At 30.1% G+C, this 18292-nt stretch carries 19 protein-coding genes and 2 rRNA genes; 8 read left to right on the top strand and 13 right to left on the bottom strand.

The features are described from left to right. From MBBWO_RS08180 to cgi121, 4 genes are all read left to right on the top strand, one after another. Nucleotides 1–119: ribosomal RNA gene (locus MBBWO_RS08180) — 23S ribosomal RNA — on the top strand; the annotation flags it as partial. A 135-nt stretch (nucleotides 120–254) separates the two neighbouring features. After that, nucleotides 255–373: ribosomal RNA gene (rrf, locus tag MBBWO_RS01415) — 5S ribosomal RNA — on the top strand. A gap of 112 nt (nucleotides 374–485) precedes the next feature. Next, entirely contained in the window at nucleotides 486–1955 is a 1470-nt protein-coding gene (locus MBBWO_RS01410; RefSeq protein WP_116669097.1) for a (R)-citramalate synthase, read from the top strand. Between the two features lie 13 nt (nucleotides 1956–1968). Beyond that, the gene (cgi121, locus tag MBBWO_RS01405; RefSeq protein ID WP_243408447.1) at nucleotides 1969–2469 is read left to right on the top strand and encodes a KEOPS complex subunit Cgi121; all 501 of its coding nucleotides are present in this window, start codon (nucleotides 1969–1971) and stop codon (nucleotides 2467–2469) included. On the opposite strand, the gene MBBWO_RS01400 is transcribed toward cgi121, so the two are convergent. From MBBWO_RS01400 to MBBWO_RS01375, 6 genes are read right to left on the bottom strand one after another with little or no spacing between them, the layout of a single operon-like run. Next, the gene (locus MBBWO_RS01400; protein WP_116669096.1) at nucleotides 2453–3424 is read right to left on the bottom strand and encodes a DegT/DnrJ/EryC1/StrS family aminotransferase; all 972 of its coding nucleotides are present in this window, start codon (nucleotides 3422–3424) and stop codon (nucleotides 2453–2455) included. The two genes, cgi121 and MBBWO_RS01400, sit on opposite strands and share 17 nt — an antisense overlap. A gap of 1 nt (nucleotide 3425) precedes the next feature. Next, on the bottom strand, nucleotides 3426–4598 hold the full coding sequence (locus MBBWO_RS01395) for an Nre family DNA repair protein (RefSeq protein ID WP_116669095.1): 1173 nt from the start codon (nucleotides 4596–4598) through the stop codon (nucleotides 3426–3428). 39 nt (nucleotides 4599–4637) lie between these two features. Next, complete coding sequence (locus MBBWO_RS01390; protein ID WP_116669094.1) at nucleotides 4638–5297, bottom strand: DUF4234 domain-containing protein; 660 nt, start codon at nucleotides 5295–5297, stop codon at nucleotides 4638–4640. An 18-nt stretch (nucleotides 5298–5315) separates the two neighbouring features. Further along, the gene (gene guaA, locus MBBWO_RS01385; protein ID WP_116669110.1) at nucleotides 5316–6242 is read right to left on the bottom strand and encodes a glutamine-hydrolyzing GMP synthase; all 927 of its coding nucleotides are present in this window, start codon (nucleotides 6240–6242) and stop codon (nucleotides 5316–5318) included. Nucleotides 6243–6254: 12 nt separating this feature from the next. Next, on the bottom strand, nucleotides 6255–6521 hold the full coding sequence (locus tag MBBWO_RS01380; protein WP_116669093.1) for a hypothetical protein: 267 nt from the start codon (nucleotides 6519–6521) through the stop codon (nucleotides 6255–6257). 2 nt (nucleotides 6522–6523) lie between these two features. Further along, nucleotides 6524–7087: a GMP synthase subunit A gene (locus tag MBBWO_RS01375; protein ID WP_116669092.1), complete on the bottom strand. Its 564-nt coding sequence runs from the start codon at nucleotides 7085–7087 to the stop codon at nucleotides 6524–6526. A gap of 130 nt (nucleotides 7088–7217) precedes the next feature. On the opposite strand from MBBWO_RS01375, the gene MBBWO_RS08090 reads away from it, so the two are divergent. Beyond that, nucleotides 7218–7361, top strand: a complete 144-nt coding sequence (locus MBBWO_RS08090; RefSeq protein WP_165807907.1) for a hypothetical protein — start codon at nucleotides 7218–7220, stop codon at nucleotides 7359–7361. 149 nt (nucleotides 7362–7510) lie between these two features. Here the strand turns inward: MBBWO_RS08090 and MBBWO_RS01370 are convergent, their stop codons facing one another. Further along, on the bottom strand, nucleotides 7511–9124 hold the full coding sequence (locus MBBWO_RS01370) for an ABC transporter substrate-binding protein (RefSeq protein ID WP_116669091.1): 1614 nt from the start codon (nucleotides 9122–9124) through the stop codon (nucleotides 7511–7513). A 263-nt stretch (nucleotides 9125–9387) separates the two neighbouring features. On the opposite strand from MBBWO_RS01370, the gene MBBWO_RS01365 reads away from it, so the two are divergent. Beyond that, the gene (locus tag MBBWO_RS01365; protein ID WP_116669090.1) at nucleotides 9388–9825 is read left to right on the top strand and encodes an Rpo12/RPC10 RNA polymerase subunit family protein; all 438 of its coding nucleotides are present in this window, start codon (nucleotides 9388–9390) and stop codon (nucleotides 9823–9825) included. Between the two features lie 30 nt (nucleotides 9826–9855). After that, the gene (locus tag MBBWO_RS01360) at nucleotides 9856–10419 is read left to right on the top strand and encodes a hypothetical protein (RefSeq protein WP_116669109.1); all 564 of its coding nucleotides are present in this window, start codon (nucleotides 9856–9858) and stop codon (nucleotides 10417–10419) included. Nucleotides 10420–10449: 30 nt separating this feature from the next. Here the strand turns inward: MBBWO_RS01360 and MBBWO_RS01355 are convergent, their stop codons facing one another. Next, complete coding sequence (locus tag MBBWO_RS01355; protein WP_116669089.1) at nucleotides 10450–10656, bottom strand: TOBE domain-containing protein; 207 nt, start codon at nucleotides 10654–10656, stop codon at nucleotides 10450–10452. 273 nt (nucleotides 10657–10929) lie between these two features. On the opposite strand from MBBWO_RS01355, the gene MBBWO_RS01350 reads away from it, so the two are divergent. Beyond that, complete coding sequence (locus MBBWO_RS01350) at nucleotides 10930–11652, top strand: DUF4012 domain-containing protein (RefSeq protein ID WP_116669088.1); 723 nt, start codon at nucleotides 10930–10932, stop codon at nucleotides 11650–11652. A 135-nt stretch (nucleotides 11653–11787) separates the two neighbouring features. Here the strand turns inward: MBBWO_RS01350 and MBBWO_RS01345 are convergent, their stop codons facing one another. From MBBWO_RS01345 to MBBWO_RS01325, 5 genes are all read right to left on the bottom strand, one after another. After that, nucleotides 11788–12372, bottom strand: a complete 585-nt coding sequence (locus tag MBBWO_RS01345; RefSeq protein WP_116669087.1) for an Ig-like domain repeat protein — start codon at nucleotides 12370–12372, stop codon at nucleotides 11788–11790. Between the two features lie 244 nt (nucleotides 12373–12616). Continuing rightward, the gene (trxB, locus tag MBBWO_RS01340; protein WP_116669086.1) at nucleotides 12617–13537 is read right to left on the bottom strand and encodes a thioredoxin-disulfide reductase; all 921 of its coding nucleotides are present in this window, start codon (nucleotides 13535–13537) and stop codon (nucleotides 12617–12619) included. 87 nt (nucleotides 13538–13624) lie between these two features. After that, nucleotides 13625–15490 (bottom strand): Glu-tRNA(Gln) amidotransferase subunit GatE, encoded by a 1866-nt coding sequence (gene gatE / locus MBBWO_RS01335; protein ID WP_116669085.1) that lies wholly within the window; start codon nucleotides 15488–15490, stop codon nucleotides 13625–13627. 13 nt (nucleotides 15491–15503) lie between these two features. Beyond that, entirely contained in the window at nucleotides 15504–16814 is a 1311-nt protein-coding gene (gene gatD / locus MBBWO_RS01330; protein ID WP_116669084.1) for a Glu-tRNA(Gln) amidotransferase subunit GatD, read from the bottom strand. Nucleotides 16815–16827: 13 nt separating this feature from the next. Then, nucleotides 16828–18288: a 2-oxoacid:acceptor oxidoreductase family protein gene (locus tag MBBWO_RS01325; protein ID WP_116669083.1), complete on the bottom strand. Its 1461-nt coding sequence runs from the start codon at nucleotides 18286–18288 to the stop codon at nucleotides 16828–16830. Between the last annotated feature and the right edge of the window lie 4 nt (nucleotides 18289–18292).

Here is an 18292-nt window from a genome sequence, read left to right as displayed (position 1 = left end):
AATAGATTGCTATAGAACGCGAGTAGAAGACTTGTTTGATGGGGTAGGGATGTGAGCTTCGAGGTTTTTTTTCCGAGTTGTTTAGTCCGCTGCTTCCAATTGTTCGCTTGCATTATTTTCGAATTTATAATAACTTTTTCATGTTTTTTACATGAATAATACCATGATTTTTATAATGGTTTGGTTAGGTGTATTCAGTTTAGGGTGAAAGTGTTTGGAATTATTTTTTCATTATCATTAGTATATATGATTGGTTTTGCGGTCATAGCATGAGGGTTATACCTGGTCTCGTTTCGATCCCAGAAGTGAAGTCTTTTTGTGTTTTGTTTGTGTACTATGGTTTTTCTATGGGAATTTCATTTCGCTGCAAGCCATCTCATATATACAATTATCAATTCTTTTTTTTTGTTATTTTGTTTTTATTATTATTTTACTTGTTATTGTTTGTTTTTTACTTTTATTTTACATCGTTATAGGCGATATTCATGAATATCAAGGTATTAGATACTACTTTAAGGGATGGAGAACAAACTCCTGGTGTTTCATTAAATCCTTCTGAAAAATTAAGAATAGCTCTTAAATTAGATGAGATTGGTGTTGACTTTATTGAAGCTGGTTCTGCAATTACTTCTGAAGGTGAAAGAGATTGTATTAAAACAATTACTAATGAAAATTTAAATGCTGAAATTTTAAGTTTTTCAAGGCCTTTAAACAAGGATATTGATTACTGTATTGAATGTGGTGTAGATGCTGTTAATTTAGTGGTTCCCACTTCAGATTTACATATTTTTCAAAAATTAAACACCACCAAAGAAGAGCTTATTGAAATGTCTAACTCTGCTGTTGAATACTGTAAGGATCATGGATTGGTTGTTGAACTTTCTGCAGAAGATGCATCTAGAACTGATGTTGATTTTTTAAGAACAGTTTTTAATAATGCTATTGACTGTGGTGCTGATAGGGTTTGTGTATGTGATACTGTTGGTATTTTTACTCCTGATGCTTCTTTTAATATGTTCAATAGCTTAAGAGATCTTAAGGTTCCTGTAAGCTGTCATTGTCATAATGATTTTGGTCTTGCAGTTGCCAATACATTAGCTGCAATTAAAGGTGGATCTTCTGAATTCCATTCTACTGTTAATGGTATTGGTGAAAGAGCAGGTAATACTTCTTTTGAAGAAACTGTCGTCAGTATTAACTCATTGCTTCCAGATTTTGATACTTCCATTGATATTCATGAGTTGTATTCTATTTCAAAGTTAGTTGCAAGATTAACTGGTGTATACATACAACCTAATAAGGCTATTGTTGGTGAAAATGCATTTGCTCATGAATCTGGTATTCATTCTGATGGAATTATTAAAAATGCTAGTACTTATGAACCTATAACTCCAGAATTAGTTGGACGTAAACGTAAATTTGTCATTGGAAAACACATGGGTACTCATGGTCTTAATAGTAGGTTAAAAGAATTAGGTCTTAATGTTAATAGTAATCAGCTTCAGCAAATATGTGATAATATTAAATTTTTAGCAGACAATGGAAAAACTGTTACTGATGTGGATTTACAGGCAATAGCTGATAATGTTTTAAATATTAATTATGAAGATAGAATTAAATTAGAAGAAGTTACTATTGTTTCAGGTAATAAAGTACTTCCAACTGCATCTATTAAATTAACTATTGATGGTAATGATGTTTTAGAAGCAGGTGTTGGTATTGGTCCTGTTGATGCTGCTATTAATGCTGTTAAAAAATCAATTTCAGAATTTGCAGATATTGAACTTGTTGAATACCATGTAGACGCGATTACTGGGGGTACTGATGCATTTATTGATGTTATTGTTAAACTTCAAAAAGGAGATCAAATAATTTCTGCTAGAGGTACTGAACCGGATATTATTAATGCAAGTGTTAAAGCATATATTGCAGGTGTTAATAGATTAATTTCTTAGATGATGTGATTTTATGATGATTGATAATTCAGATATTAAAGTTTTAGGGTTTAAAGGAGTTATTGATTCTGTTGAGGATACATTAAGTGAAATTAATTCTTTTAAAGATGATGATTCTATTGTTCAATTGTTAAATGCTGATGCAATAGCTGGTAAACAGCATGTTATTCATGGAATTAATCAGGCATTTCTTGCTTTTGGGAGAGATGAAAATTTTGCTGATGATTTGGGTGTTGAAATCTGTGTTAGATGTTCAGCTCAAAAACAGATTTCCAAATCATTTAAAATTTTAGGTCTTAAAGAAGGTGAAATGAATTTATGTGCTGTTTTGATAAATTGCTCAGATGAAATTGTTGATAAATTATCTTCAATGTTTACTCGTGATGATGATGTTTTAATAGCTGACAATTCTATTTTACAGAAGATTTATTCTATTTCTGATGATGAATTAGACAATATATGTATGGAAGATGTCATTATTGATAAAATCACAAAACTCATTGTTGATTACTGATTTTTTCTGTTTTATTTTTTTCTATAATCTCTATAATTTTGTCTAAGTATTCTTTTTTAAGGCAATTATAATCTAAATTTTTAATTTCAATTGCTACTGCTTTTTCCTTAATTCTATTATAATTAGGGCATTTTGTAATGAATCCTTTCTTATCAGTTTTAAGTTCCTTTTTCAAATTCCATGAAAAGTCTTTTGGTTTAGCATCTTTAATTATTACATTTAGCCCTCTTTTATCTGCATGTATTACATCGTCAAGGCTGTTTTTGAGATAGTTACATGCATTTATTGTGGTGTTAAGTTTTTTGCCTATATTTTCAAGTTCTACACATACACCACTTGCAGTAATTTCATTTATTTTTACAATTTTTTGAAGAATTCTTGTTTTTTCTAAAACATCAGGATTATCTGTTGAGATGAATCCTCCGTTTCCAACATTTATTATTTTAGGTGAGCCTGTTGATGCAACTATGATGTCTGCATATTTTCCATTACCTAAAATATTTTTATCATCTCCCAGACCTGCAGATGCATCTTCAATAAGTGTTATATTTTTATCACTGCAAATATCATAAATTGCTTTTATATCCTGTTCTGCTGTGTATCCTGCAAAACTTGTTAAAATAAGGTTTCCTTCATCAATATCTTCTAAATAATCAGTATTTATAAAACCATAATCTGTTTTTAATGTGATAATATCTCTGTTTAAATAATTGGCAACCTGTTTAAATCCATTCCATCCACCTTGATCTGGAATTATTATAGGTCCTTCTGTTGATGCAATAGCTAGAAAAATACTTGCATTTCCACTATTTGTCAGTTTTACAAATTTGTGGTTTGTTATCTTATTTATTTTTGCTTCTGCTTCACTTTCAAAGTCTGTATCAATGTTGCCTTTTGCAACTTCACTCATTACTTCTTTAGTTTTATTTGAAGGTTCTTTAAATTTGAATATCATGTTATCCTTTCTTAAAATACATGTCTAATGTAGTCTGTTTTGTATGTAATAACTCATTTAATAAAGTTCCCTGTTTAACATATTTGCTTATTGGAATTTTAAGTTTAGTTCCAGCATATTTCAATGCATCTTTTAAGGTTTCAAATTCTTTGTATGGGCTTGACATTGCATTTTTCATATTTTCACGAACATTGAACACTCCAAGAGGAACATATCCTTCATAAGCTTCTCTTAACACAATTAAACCTGCTTGTTTTTTCTCTTTAACTAATGCATCAAGCACCGCCATTTTACTGGTGTAGTAACATCCACCTACTGAGGAATATTCTTTTTTATCAGTATTTGTTTCATAATCTGAAAAGATTAACTCTTCTTTTCCAATTAACTGGATAAATGCTTCATACCACTCATACTGCCATTCTGTTGGTGTTAATATAATAATATAATAATTATTTAAACTTCCAAATTCATATACTCTGTAGGTGTCAAGTATATCAAATTTTCTCACTTCTTTTAAGAATAAATCTGCTAAAGTAGAATCACAGGCAGTTATAGACCATCTTGTTGGAACTAATTTTCTTTTGTATTTGGTACCAATTGCACCAACCGAAAATGCCTTTTGCATTGCTGTAAAAGGAACATCTTTATTGTGCAGATTTAAAACGGCTTCACGTGCAGTTAAATCAGTATCATAAAAAGTCTTTTCTAATTGTTTATCCCAACGAACAGCATCAATATCAAATTTTTCAATAACTGCACTAGGTCCATGGGGCATACTGTCTTCTGTAAGTAAGGCACCTCTTGGACGTTTACCAAAGGTTGCTTCACTGTCAATAGATTTTGATGCAAGGGATATATCTTGTAATTTTTCAACAAAGGGGTTTTCCAAGTCAGTTATTTTAATAAGTTGCTTGCCACGAACTAAATTCATTCTGTAATTTATAATGTCCTCTTGTGTTTTATGTTCTCCAATCCATGATTCAGGTGAATCCATTATTGATGTATCTCCAGTTTCACCAACCATCATAGGTCCTGCATAAACTTTAGGATATGACCAACGTCCAATAAAAACAGATGGTGGAGTACTTCCTTCAAGATCTTTTCCAACTTTAACAGATTTCATCTGGATTTGTTCTGTTAACTTTTGAAGGTAAGCATTTTTTGTTGTAATCATCGTAAATCATCTATAAAAAAATAAAGAGTATGTTTATAATTAAATAAACATGAAAATTAAGCATAATATGGATAAAATAATTATCGCATAAATTAAGATAAATATTACCATTACTACTTTTTCACTAGTTGTAAAGTTTCTTTTTTCAATTAAATTTGGATTATTTAATCTATAATATTCATTCATTGCTTCTTGTATGTTAATTATTGACCATAAACTAAGTAAATATCCAAATATAAATAAAACAAAGTTAATAGGCACATTAAATGATATGTCTTTTGTTTTAACAATGTTTTTAATATCATAGAATAGTAAATAGATAGCAACAAGATTTACAATTGGAATAAAGAAAAGTACTGTTCTTAATATTGGATTTACATTTTTTCCATTTTCCTTTGTAAATTTTGAACTTCTATAAAACCAATAAATCACATATAAACCACAAGTAACAATCATTAAAAGTAATATTCTTCTAATTGGTATTCCTTCAGAATATTTTTTAATATTTTTTCTTGTTTCTTTAACTTGAGGGTTTATTTTGGATGATTTTTCTGGTTTAAAAGTTTTTAAACTATATTGATATTGTCCACTGTTTGTAGATAAAAAACTAGTATCTGCAGTATCTTTAAGACAGTATCTGCAGATATCTTCATTTAATGGTATTTCATTGCCACAATTGGGGCAAAATTTAGTTTTCATAGTATAATCCAAATTTATTTAAGCAAATTCAATAGTACTAGGTGGTTTATCACTTATGGATAAAGCAACATGTGTAACTTCTGAAACTTCAGATGTAATTCTTTGGGAGATTTTACGAATAACTTCCCAAGGTAACTCTGGAACATATGCTGTCATTGCATCAACAGAATTAACAATTCTTACAACAACAAGATATCCAAAGTCTCTTTGATCTCCTTTAACTCCAGTAACTTTACTATCAGTTAAAACAGCGAAATATTGCCATACATCTTTATCAATACCTGCTGCTTCAATTTCATCAGCTACAATCTTATTAGCTTTTCTACAAATAGCTAAATTTTCTCTAGTTAATGGCCCAATTACTCTTACACCAAGTCCAGGTCCTGGGAATGGTTGTCTAAATACTACTTTTTCAGGTAAATCTAGTTCTAAACCTATTTCTCTTACTTCATCTTTGTATAAGTCACGAATAGGTTCTACAACTTCTAAAACCATACCACTAGGTAATGCTAAATTGTGGTGAGATTTAATTTTACCTTCACTTTCAATCCAGTCAGGTGCAATTGTTCCCTGAACTAAATATTTAGCATCGGTTTTAGCTGCTTCTCTTTCAAATACATCAATGAATACTTTTCCAATGATTTTTCTTTTTTCTTCAGGATCTTCTACACCTTCAAGAGCATCTAAGAATTCATCAGATGCATCCACATAGTTGAAATTTAACCTATCTTTAAAGGTGTTTGTTACTTCTTCAACTTCTCCTTCTCTTAAAAGTCCATGGTCTACGAAAATTGCTATTAAATTATCGCCAATAGCTTCTTGAACTAAAACAGAGCATACAGAACTGTCAACTCCTCCGGATAATGCAATAATAGCTTTTTCATCTCCAATTTGTTCTTTTATTTTAGAGATAGCTTCTTCAATAAAATCTTTTGGGTCTAACATCATTGTAACCACTTACTCTTCTTCGTCTTCATCTTCAGGCTCATAATCTTCAATAAACTTTTTAATCAAAGCCTCTAAACCTTCATCATTACCTTCTTCAACAGCTTCAATTATTTCATCATATTTGACATATTTTTCAAGTCTTATTGCTTTTGCACCAATTCCACTTACTTTGAAGCCATATTCCACATCACCAATAGGGATGTTAATATATTTTCTTTTTAATGCAGGTTTATTGTCCATTGCCTTGTTTTTTAAGTCTTCAGCATTATCAATCATTATTACACCTTTTCTTTACAAATATCATAGAAATTTTCAAAGATTACTGAACCTTTAGGAGTGTGATGTACTTCTGGATGGAATTGTATTCCATATACATCTTTATCTTTATGTTTAAATGATTCAACATCACATAAATTTGAATTAGCTAATATTTTGAAATCTTTTGGGATTGTTTTCACTTCATCTTTATGTGAAGACCAAACTTCCATTTTAGGAGCTAATCCTTTAAATAAATCTTCATCGTTTAAAATATCAATTTCTACTTTTGCGTAACTTTCAGTTTCAGAAGTAGAAACTTCTCCACCATATGTTTTTGCTATTAATTGATGACCTAAACAGATTCCAAGAATAGGTATATCAAAGTGTTTAATATATTCTTCACTATTTCCTGCACCTTCAATTGAAGGTCCACCACCTAAAATGAGACCTATTGGGTTTTTAGCTTCTATTTCTTCAATACTCAATGTATTTGAAACTAATTCTGATGGAATTTTAAGATATTGTAAACTACGTTGAATTCTGTGATTATATTGACCTTTATTATTAACAACTAGAATTTTCATTTTATACTCCTAAATATTATAACAATAGTATAATATTAGAAGTTTTTATATTTTATAGTTTATTTTTTTCATAGATTAAAAAATAGTATTTTTCTTAAGTTTTAAATAGGATTATCAGTAATATTAATTCATGGAACTTAAAGATTTACTTTATATCATAATAGCTATTTTAATTGCAGCAGCTATATTCCAAATATTTGCTTGGTTATTGCCTATTATTGTAATTTTAGTTATAGCTTTTGTTATCTATGTTTTTATTTCTGATAAGTACTAAAAAATTATTTTTCTAAATATTATTTTTATTACTTATTTAGAAATTTAAACTTAGTAAAAATTTAGATAAGTGATAAATTACTTTTTTATATAAAAATAAGTTAAATGAATAGTTATAATTCTTTTATATAATTACTCATTAATTAAAATTTAATTTCTGCTCCATTTTTCAATGTTTATTAATAAATCGTTTCCATAGTTGTCTGGCCTTTCAGTGGTTATGTTTACATCTTCAGCTACAAAGTATACATAGTCAAAAGTACTTATCCATACCCATGGTGCATCACCTGAAGGTCCAAATCCACCATCTCCAGTATAAGCTGCCTTACTCCATAAACTGTTTGCACTTACAGAATCAGTAGTGGTAACTGCTTCATGGAGTATTGAATCTACTTCTGAGTTATTATAAAGGTTTGGATTCATGTAGCTATTATCAGCTGTTTTGCTGTGGTACTGTTGATAAATCATTGTGTATGGATTTTGTGAGGATTGCTGCCAGAATACTGCTTGGCTGTACATTTTAGTATATATTGTGTCCCAATCAGTTCCAACTAGTTCTACTTCAATTCCTAATTCTTTTGCCTGTTCTGAGAAAAGCAGTGAAACAGATTGTCTGTCTATATTTTCAGATGGATAATACAATTCAAAGGATGCTTTGGTACCATTTTTTTCTCTTATACCATCTCCATCTGAGTCCTTCCATCCAGCTGCGTCAAGTATATTCTTTGCACTTTCAATATCTCCATCTTCTACTGCTGCTTCTGTATTTCCATAGTCCCTTGAATCTACTCCACTATATTCAACATGACCATATCCTGAATATACGCTGTCAACAATTTCTGAACGGTTAATTCCAATATTTAATGCTTTTCTAATGTTAATGTCAGAAGTTACGTTATTTCCTATTACATCACCGTCTTCACTTGTTGTTCCATTATTTGGAAGGTATGGGAGTGAAATTCCTTGTGCTCTTCCAGCTGATAAATTAATTTTATTATAACCTTCTACAGTTTCGTTAAGTCCATTGAATGGTGCAGATATTACATCTACTTCTCCAGATTTTACTAATTCTAAAGAACTGGATTCATCTGGGAAAAGTAATGTAATTTGTGTGAAATATGGTTTTTCTCCATAATAATTTTCATTAATTGTGAATATTGCCTGTTGGCCACGATCCCATTCTTTTAAAATATAGGGTCCAGAACCAATAGGATTTGATCCATATGTTTCATTATTATAATCTTCAGCTGAAACAATTCCTAAATATCTTAAATCATAAATAAATGTAGATCTTGATTCATTTAAATGGAATTCTATTGTATAGTTATCAATAGCTTTTGCATAATTGAGATTTGTTAAATCTAGTTCTGTACTACTATTTTTTGCTGTATTAAATGAGAAAGCAACATCTTCAGCATCTAAAGTTTTATTATTTGAAAATTTAACATCATCCCTTATATTTACGGTCCATATAAGACCATCGGAACTTATTGTGTAGTTAGTTGCTAAATCGTTAATTATTGTTCCATTTTCATCAGTTTTAAATAATGTGCTGTAAATTAAAGTATTGTGATTTGAATGGCCTGATCCCCATCCAGTTAGAGCATCAAAACCATTATCAGGTTCTCCATGATTATTTGAATCAGCAATTACAATATGTTGTGGATTTGTATCTTTAGTTGTATTCATGCTGAGTCCAATACCTAATGCAATAATTATAATTACTATGACTACTGCAATTATAGTCAACTTCTTTTTGTCCATAAGCCTTCACATTTTAATTCATTTTCAAATATTAATTATCCTTTGTAATACTTTTATAAAATATATTAAGATAATAGTATTACTTTTTTTTAAATTAATATTATAAACATTAATTAGTTAATAGCACTATAAATAGTTTTTTAAAATGTTGTTGTGTAGTTAAAAAGGGTTAGTAAAATTTAAATTATTTCTCTTAAAAAGATAAATAAATGTGAAATAGCTCTTTTTAAATTTTGTTAAAGAGTTTGTTTGGGAGTGAGATTATGGGTTATGGAATGGAGTATGTATGTCCTAATTGTGGACATAGTGTTTCCTATTTTTTAGGTTTTGGAAGGTTGTTTCCTGATTTTAAGAAAACCTGTGAAATATTATCTGAGTTAGATAATCTAATTAATAGGGAAGAGCTTGATAAAATTCTTTCTTCTGAATCATTTATTCATGAAAATGATGAGGATAAATATGAAAATCCAGAATATCTGTTTGAGCATGTTTTATCTGGAGAATTATATGAATGTAGTGATTGTGAAAAATATTATCCTCTTAATTTCTTTAGAATTCGCTCTAAAGAGGGTGAACTTTTCGTTCCAAGGTATTCATGTGAAGAATGTGGCAGAGAACTTCATTTAAAAAAAGATGATGTATTCAAGTGTCCAAAATGTGGTGTTATTATGGATTTTATTGGTGAAATTCTTTGGGATTAATAAGTAATCATCAGATAAATGAGGGATAAAATGGAAATTACAGCTGATGAAATGAAAAAAAGTATTCAAAAAATATATGATTTGCTTGAGGAAGTCTCACCATTAGATTATGATTGTGGAAAATTATGTGGTGAAATATGTTGTGTTTATGATGAAAGTGAAGAACATGAAGCAGTAGGTTTATTCCTTTTACCTGGTGAAGAGTTAATGTATGAGGACAGTGATAACTTTAATTTATATGCAGTTAATTCGAAAGAAGTTGATTTCCCACCTTCATGGAAAGAAGATGTTTTTATGGTGGAATGTATTAATCCTCCAAAGTGTGATCGTTCAATAAGACCAATACAATGCAGAACTTTTCCATTAATAGCACATATCTCAAAAGATAGGAAACTACACTTAATTTTAGATGAAAATGAAATACCTTATGAATGCCCTATAATGAAAGATAACATTCGATTAAATGATGATTTTATCAAAGTCACTTACAAAGTATGGGAAATTCTAATTCAAAATCCACTAGTTTATGATTTAGTTTCTTTTGATTCTAGAAGAAGAGATAATAGAAAAAAAGGTTATAAAATAATTATTTAAAAAAATAAAAATAGAAAAAGAAGATATAATCTATTTAGCTACCATAATTTCAGTAGCTTTGATTATAGCTTTTACATCATCTCCTTCGCTAATTCCTAATTCTTCAACAGATTCTCTTGTAATAACAGCAGTAATCATACCCGGTTCATCTACTTTAATTTTAACACTAGCTACTACTTCACCTAATTTTACACTTTCTACTTTTCCTTTTAATCCGTTTCTTGCACTAATTTCCATAATTTATTCCTCCATTTATTTTGTATAAATGGTAGTATATAAATATTTTATCTAATTATTTTTTAGAGTATTATTGTTTTTTTATTCTATTCAAACAACATTTTTAACATTTAAAATATTGATAGACATTTATATTAATATAATAATGAAGTATTGTATTTAATTAAAAGGGTAATAATGATTTTAGGTTAAAATTTAATACTATAACTTACTAAATAATTAACTATTAAGATACTTTTTATTACACAGTATAAACATTAATGTGAGGTAACTATGAAACGAAGAAATAAGATTATTATAATAATTATTATGTTAATTATTATTGGATTGGGGGTTTTTATAGGAAGTATCTTCTTAAGTGATAGTCCTACTTTAACTTTAGGAGATAAAAGCATATTAGTTCTAGCTGTTGATAAAAATGAACAGACTGGTGGAGGTTTGGACATGGCTTTCATGGTTGAACTTGACAATGGAACTTTAGCTAATTATACTCCTATTTATCCTGGAGGAATGACACATCCTAATAAAACTGCTCCAGGTGGTCTTTCAGGACCAATGTTCCTTCATGATTCATTATGGAATGGACCAGAAGAAGGTATAGAAAATGCAAAAGAAATTGTAGAATATAATACTGGAATGCATGCTGATGCTGTAGTAATTGTTTATGATGAAGGATTAGATGCTATTATAGATTCAATAAGACCACTTGAAGTTAATGGTGTTGTAACCAACCTCAGTTCAGTTGATATTGTAAGGCAAAATGATAACTATGCAGGATATGCTGGTAGGGATACTGGAATTACAGGTAATATGTCAAGGGGAGATGCAGTATTAGTATTGGCTAAAGCACTTGCTGAAGCTGCTGAAGATCCAGGTAAAAAAGCTACAATGACTGAAGTAGCTATTGAACAATATTCTGAAGGAAATATTGTAATGGAACCTGAAGATTCATTTATAAGGTTATTAGCTACAAAAGGTTTTGAAAGTCTTACATGACTTTCTTTTTTTTATTTTTTATTAATTGAAGAAGATAATTACATCCAAAGTAAGTTTTTTCTTGTTTTTTTTTAAATAGATAAAATAATAAAAAAATAAAAATATTTTTTAAAGTTTTGCTTGATTTTTTTAATTTTAGTATCCCATAGCACTATTTAATATGTCTTCTCCTTCTGCTGAACCGTAAGGTGCTTCACGATCTCCAGTAACAACCCATTTTGAACCATCAGGCTTTGTTATTATGCCAGTTTCAAAATCTGGATTAGGTGAATTTTCAAATGCTTCTAATGTTTTTTCAAAACTTGACATTGTTCCACTTGCTGAACTAGACTGAGAATTACTTTCAAGAGGTTCTGTTACAATTAAACTTTGTGTGAAGTTTGATCCTTTATAATGTCCATTTCCATTGAATACACCGTTGATTGTATAATTTCCACTACTCATATTAATAATCAGTGTAACTGCCCCAGAACTATCAGTAACAAGTGTATAATTGTTTGTTTCATTCAATTGGTTTATTATAGTTAAGGTTACTGTTTGATTTGCTAACGCTTCTCCATTTTCACTTGTTAAAGTAACCGTAAAATTATCTCCATTTGTAATGTTCGAATTAGATGGAGTTAACTGGGTAGTTACTTGTGAGTTTAGATATAATGCAACACAAGCTGCAACAACAACTATAATTGCTAAACAGATTAAAATTATATGTTTTTGTTTCATAGTACCCTCCATTTTTTACATATAAATTTTTATATGTGTATCTTGTTATTATAATATTATAAACTTTTTTTTTTAACTTAATAGGGATGTTATTCATTAATTCTAAAAATTATTTTAATAGTTTTTTTTTTTAAAAACTTGTAAAAATAAGTGGTATTGATCAATAAAAAAATTTTAATAAATAAAAGAGAGTATGTTCTTTTTATCAAAATAAAGGAGAATTTAATAGAAAATAACATAGTCACTAGCTATTTTCAATATCTTTATATGCAGAAGTTGCAGCTATTGCACCTTCACCACATGCAACAACCCATTGTTTAACCCCTCCACAAACATCTCCTGCTGAATAAACATAATTAATATTTGTTTTTTGATTTTTATCAGTTATAATCTGATTATTTTTATCTAAATCAACACCTAATTCTTCAGCTAGTTTTGTATGAGGTTTATATCCAACACTTATGAACACACCATTAACTTCAAGGTCTTTTAACTCTCCACTTTCTTTATCTTTAATGGTTATGGAGTTGACAAGCATATCTCCTTTTATCTCTTCAACAGTTGCATTCATAATGGTTTTTATTCCTTTTTCTTTAAGTTTATCCTGTAAGTATTGCTCTGCTCTGAATTCTTCTCTTCTGTGAATAACAGTTACATTACAACCTAGATTTGAGAGAAAAACAGCTTCCTGAAGTGCACTATTTCCTCCACCTACCATTGCAATGTCTTTTCCTGCAAAAAACATTCCATCACAGGTAGCACAATAGCTAACACCTCTTCCTTTAAATTCTTCTTCTCCAGGAATATTTAATTGCTGATGAGAACTGCCAGTAGCTATTATTACGGTTTTTGTTAAATAGCTATGTTCGTCACTTTCTACTTTAAAATTATAATCATTATCTTCTATCTTTTCTATTGTGTTAACTCCTTCATTTTCATGAAGCTCTACATTTTTCACACATTGATTTTTCATTTTTTCAGCTAGTTCAAGACCAGAAACTAGATCAAAACCAGGATAATTCTCCATTTCTGGTACTTCACGACCTATTCCACCAGCTAAATTCTTATCTAAAATTAGTGTTTTTGTTCCTTGACGACCGGCATATATTCCAGCAGTTAATCCTCCAGGCCCTGCACCTACAATGATTATGTCATATTTTTCCATTTAAATATCTCTCCTTATAATATTTTAACTTATATTTGATTTTAATATTTAAATGTAATGAAAAAAGAAAAAAAGTAGAAGAAATAGTTATAATAATTTTTGTATTTCTTCTTTAACAATTTTATTTACAAGGCTTCCATCTGCTTTTCCTTTAAGTTCTTTCATACTCATACCCATTAAAGGACCCATAGCTCCCATTTGACGCTCTTTTACCATGTTTTCATTTTTCGCTACAATGTTAGCTATAATTTCACAGACTTCACCTTCACTAAGAAGTGTTAAATTGTTATTTTCAGCTATTTTTATAACTTCTTCTTCTGGAGATTCAATAATAGCTGTTGCTAATTTTGTAACACTATCTTTAGCTATTTTTCCATCAGCTAATAATTGGAAAAGATCTTTAAAGTGTTGGGTAGTTAAAATAGTGATGTCATATCCTTCTCTTTTGATTTCCCTTAGGTCGTATGCAAGAAGAGATGCAACAGGTGTAGGATTAACATCAACATCACTTAATATATTTTCAAAGACATCAGCTTCTAATCTTTTTACAAGTTGATTAGCTAAGTCTTCACTAAGATTATATTCTTTAATGATTCTTTCTTTTTTAACATCAGGGAGTTCCGGAAGGTTGTTTTTAATTGGTTCAACAAGTTCATCAGTAATTTTAAATAAAGGAATATCAGTTTCAAGGTACATCCTATTAGCAGTAGGAAGTGGCCTCATATATTCAGTATTTCCATCATCTAATGATTTACGTGTTTCTTCAAGAACACCTTCAAATCCAAGGTTAGCTCTTCTTTTTACTTCTTCAAGAGCAGAAATAGCTATGTCTTCATCATGAGCTACAATGATAAATGCATCTTCAGGACCAATATCTAAGAATTCAGCAACTTTATCAACTTCTTCTTGGGTAATTCCATAAGCAGGTAATTCATCACTATGGAATATTCCTGAAACTCCACGTTTCTTAGCATAACTTGCAATTTCAGTACCGAATCTTCTTCCTGGCTGTACTTCACGACCAATGAGTCCATTAAATCCTTTAAGAACCACTGCTTTAATTGATTCTGCAGATTTTAATATTTTAGATTCAGTATTTTCAAATAACTCATCTAAATCATGAATTTCCTCAAGAACTTCTGCATTTCTTTCATTTAACTCTTTTTTAATATCAATTAAGTTAAGTTGTCTTGTAACTTCATTTTCAACAATTGTGCTCATTAAATCAAGATTTTGCACACCTTTTATTTCAACACGTGCTCCCTCGCTAATGGAAATATTTAAATCCTGACGGATAGTTCCAAGACCTCTTTTTACATTAGTACTTCTTAATACCTGACCAATCATATATGCAACTTCACGTACTTGTTCTGGATGATGCATAGAGGGATCTGTTGTAATTTCTGCAAGAGGAATACCTAATCTATCTAATCTAAATTCAGTATAATTATCGGTTGTTTCAATTCTTCTAGCAGCATCCTCTTCAAGACCAAGGCTTTCAATAGCTACTCTACCATAAGGTGTGTCAAGATATCCGTCAGTAGCTACTAAACCTGTTCTTTGAAATCCTCCAGTGTTACTTCCATCAATAACCTGTTTTCTCATTGTATGGAATTCATCTACAATGTGCATGTTCATTAAAGCAGCTATTGTAATTGAAATTTCAAGAGCTTCTTCATTTAAGCTATGAGGCGGTTCATCATCAGTTTCTACAAGACAGGTATTGTAGTTATAAGCTTCATATTGGAAATTTAAGTTACGTAGTGATTCTTGAAGAGCAGCTCTGTCAATTTCACCTAATTCACTTTGTGTTGGTCTTAAATTTCTTCTTATTAATTCATTATGTTCATCATCAATAAGTTCTGTTTTACATGGACAGAATAATTTATGTTGAGTATTTAATTGCTGATGAATTTCAAGTCCCATTTTAAGTCCTAATTTTTCCCAATCCATTATTTCACAACCTTTAATTTAAGAAATATTTTATTGAAGACTTTTCATTAAACTCTCCAGCAATATTTGTGTTCATCAATTTTTCAACTTCTTTTTTATCTTCGCTTTGACCTAAAACCCAAGATAATTTTACATAAGCTGTTTCAGGGGTCATATCTCTTCCAGAAATAACTCCTGCATCAATGATTTCACGTCCAGTACTGTAAACATTCATATTTACTCTTCCATATAAACATTGGGAAGTCATAACAACTGGAATATTTTCATCATTTGCTCTACTTAATGATTTAATTAAGTTATCTGGGACATGTCCAAGACCAGTTCCTTCAATAACAAGTCCTTTATATCCTTTATCAATATGATATTCAATAAACTCTTCAGAAATACCAGGGAAACTTTTAATGAATCCAACTTTTTCTTCAATAGCTGTATTAACCTTCAATTCTTTTTCATTTCTTTTTGTGTAATTGTAATGAGGGTTAATTTCTATAGATTCATTCTCTATTTTAGCTATTGGTTCAAAGTTAATACTTCTAAAGGTATCTCTTCTTGAAGTGTGCATTTTTCTAACTTTAGTTCCTTTATGAAGGTATGTGTAGTTATCATCAAGGCTTCCATGCATACAAACACTAACTTCAGCTAAATCAGATTTTGCAGCTATTACAGAGTCAATAAGATTTACATGAGCATCAGTTGAAGGTCTATCAGAACTTCTTTGAGCACCAGTAATAATAATTGGAACTGGAGTTTCCAACATAAAACTAAGTGCTGCTGATGTATAATGTAGGGTATCAGTACCATGAGCAATTACAATACCGTCACTACCTTCTGATATATCATCAGCTATTGATTCAGCAGCTTCAACCCAATATTTAGGTTTCATATTTTCACTTAAAATATTATAAAGTGCTTCAACATTGTAATTTGCATAATCTAAAAGTTCTGGGTTAGCTCTAAGTAAATCTTCCGCTGTAAATGCAGGGTGAACTGCACCAGTTTTATAATCTATAATTGAAGAAACAGTTCCTCCAGTAGAGATAATAGAAATGTCCATTTTATTAGGGTCTTTTTCTATTTCTCCACCTTCATAACCTATTTTTGGTTTATCTCCTTTTTCAATTAATTCAGCTTCAGTATTTTCAATAGCTACTCCAATATTATATCCACTGTCTAGTTTTAAAACAAGATAGCCATCTTCACTATCTTCAGATCTGTCTAATAAAATACCTTCATAGGAGATATCTTCTTTTTTAACTTTGATTGTATCTCCTATGGTAATTCCATTAGTTTCTAAATATTTTTTAGCTATTTCTTTGTATGTCATTGAACCACATTTTTTATGAGTTATCTTTCATCCATTGAGATCCAGCTTTTAAAACATCAATGTTTACATCGATAACTTTTGGTTTGGAAGCAAACATTTGTTTAATAGCATTCTCATAAGCTTCAGGTGAGATACTTTTTCTTAATTCCATTAAAACTCCAAGAAGAGCAGTATTTGCTGTTCTAGCATTTCCATGTTCTTCAGCTATTTCAACAGAAGGTACTGCGATTACTTCAATATCCTTGTCAGTTGTAAATTCTCCAATACGTGAATCGTAAATTATAACTCCTCCTTCTTTAACATCTTTGGAGAATTTTTCAAGTGATGGTTTATTTAAAGCAATTAAAATATCAATGTCATCAACAACAGGTGTTCCTATAGTTTCTCCTGAAATTACAATAGAACAATTTGAGTTTCCTCCTCTTTGTTCTGGACCATAACTTGGATACCATGATACATGTTTTCCTTCACTACAAGCTGCTTGTGCAATTGTTAAACCAGCACTTAATACCCCTTGACCACCAAATCCAGTAACTTTAATAGATAATGGTTTTAAATCAGGATCATCAACAAAATCATCTTCAGACCCTCTTTCAACATTAAATATTTCATCTAAAGATTCAATGCTGTAATCATTTTCAGGTCTAATAACAGGTTCTACTTCACCATATCTGTTTCTGAAGTTTTTAACAGGGAATTCTTTTTCCATTTTTTCTTCAATAAATGCTTGAGCATCATATGCGGATTGTTTAAGGTTAGTAGGACATGGGGATAATACTTCAACAAATGCATATCCTTTTCCTTCTTTTTGGATTTGTAAAGCATTTCTAATAGCCATTTTAGCTAATTTAATTTTTTCAGGAGTAGCTAATGAGACCCTTTCAATATATACTGGTGCTTTTAAAGTGTTTATTAACTCACACATATGTATTGGATAACCTGCATATGCTGGATCTCTTCCATTTTGTGAAGTGATTGTTTTTTCACCAACAAGAGTAGTTGGAGCCATTTGTCCACCAGTCATACCATAAACAGTGTTGTTAACAAAGAAAACAACAATTTTTTCTCCACGATTAGCTGCTTGTAAGGTTTCATTTAATCCAATGGATGCTAAATCTCCATCTCCTTGGTAACTCATTACAATTGCATTATCTTCAGCTCTGGAAATTCCAGTTGCTACTGCAGGTGCTCTTCCATGAGCAGTTTGTACATTTCCACAGTTAAAGTAGTAATATGCAAATACTGCACAACCTACTGGGGAAATCATAACAGATCTGTCTTGTATTTCAAGTTCATCCATTACTTCTCCAATTAATTTATGGAGAACTCCATGTCCACATCCTGCACAGTAGTGGGTTGTTGTTTGATTTGTTTCTCCTTTTCTTGGGAAAGAATCATAAATAGATTCAGGATGTTTAAATATTCTTAAGTCTAAATTTCTTGCTTTATCTGTACTGAAACTTTTTTTACTCATCTTT

Source organism: Methanobrevibacter woesei, from assembly GCF_003111605.1.
Classification (GTDB): Archaea; Methanobacteriota; Methanobacteria; order Methanobacteriales; family Methanobacteriaceae; genus Methanocatella; species Methanocatella woesei.
The sequence above is the reverse complement of the archived record's forward strand: the minus strand, read 5'-3'. Positions and strand labels throughout refer to the sequence as shown.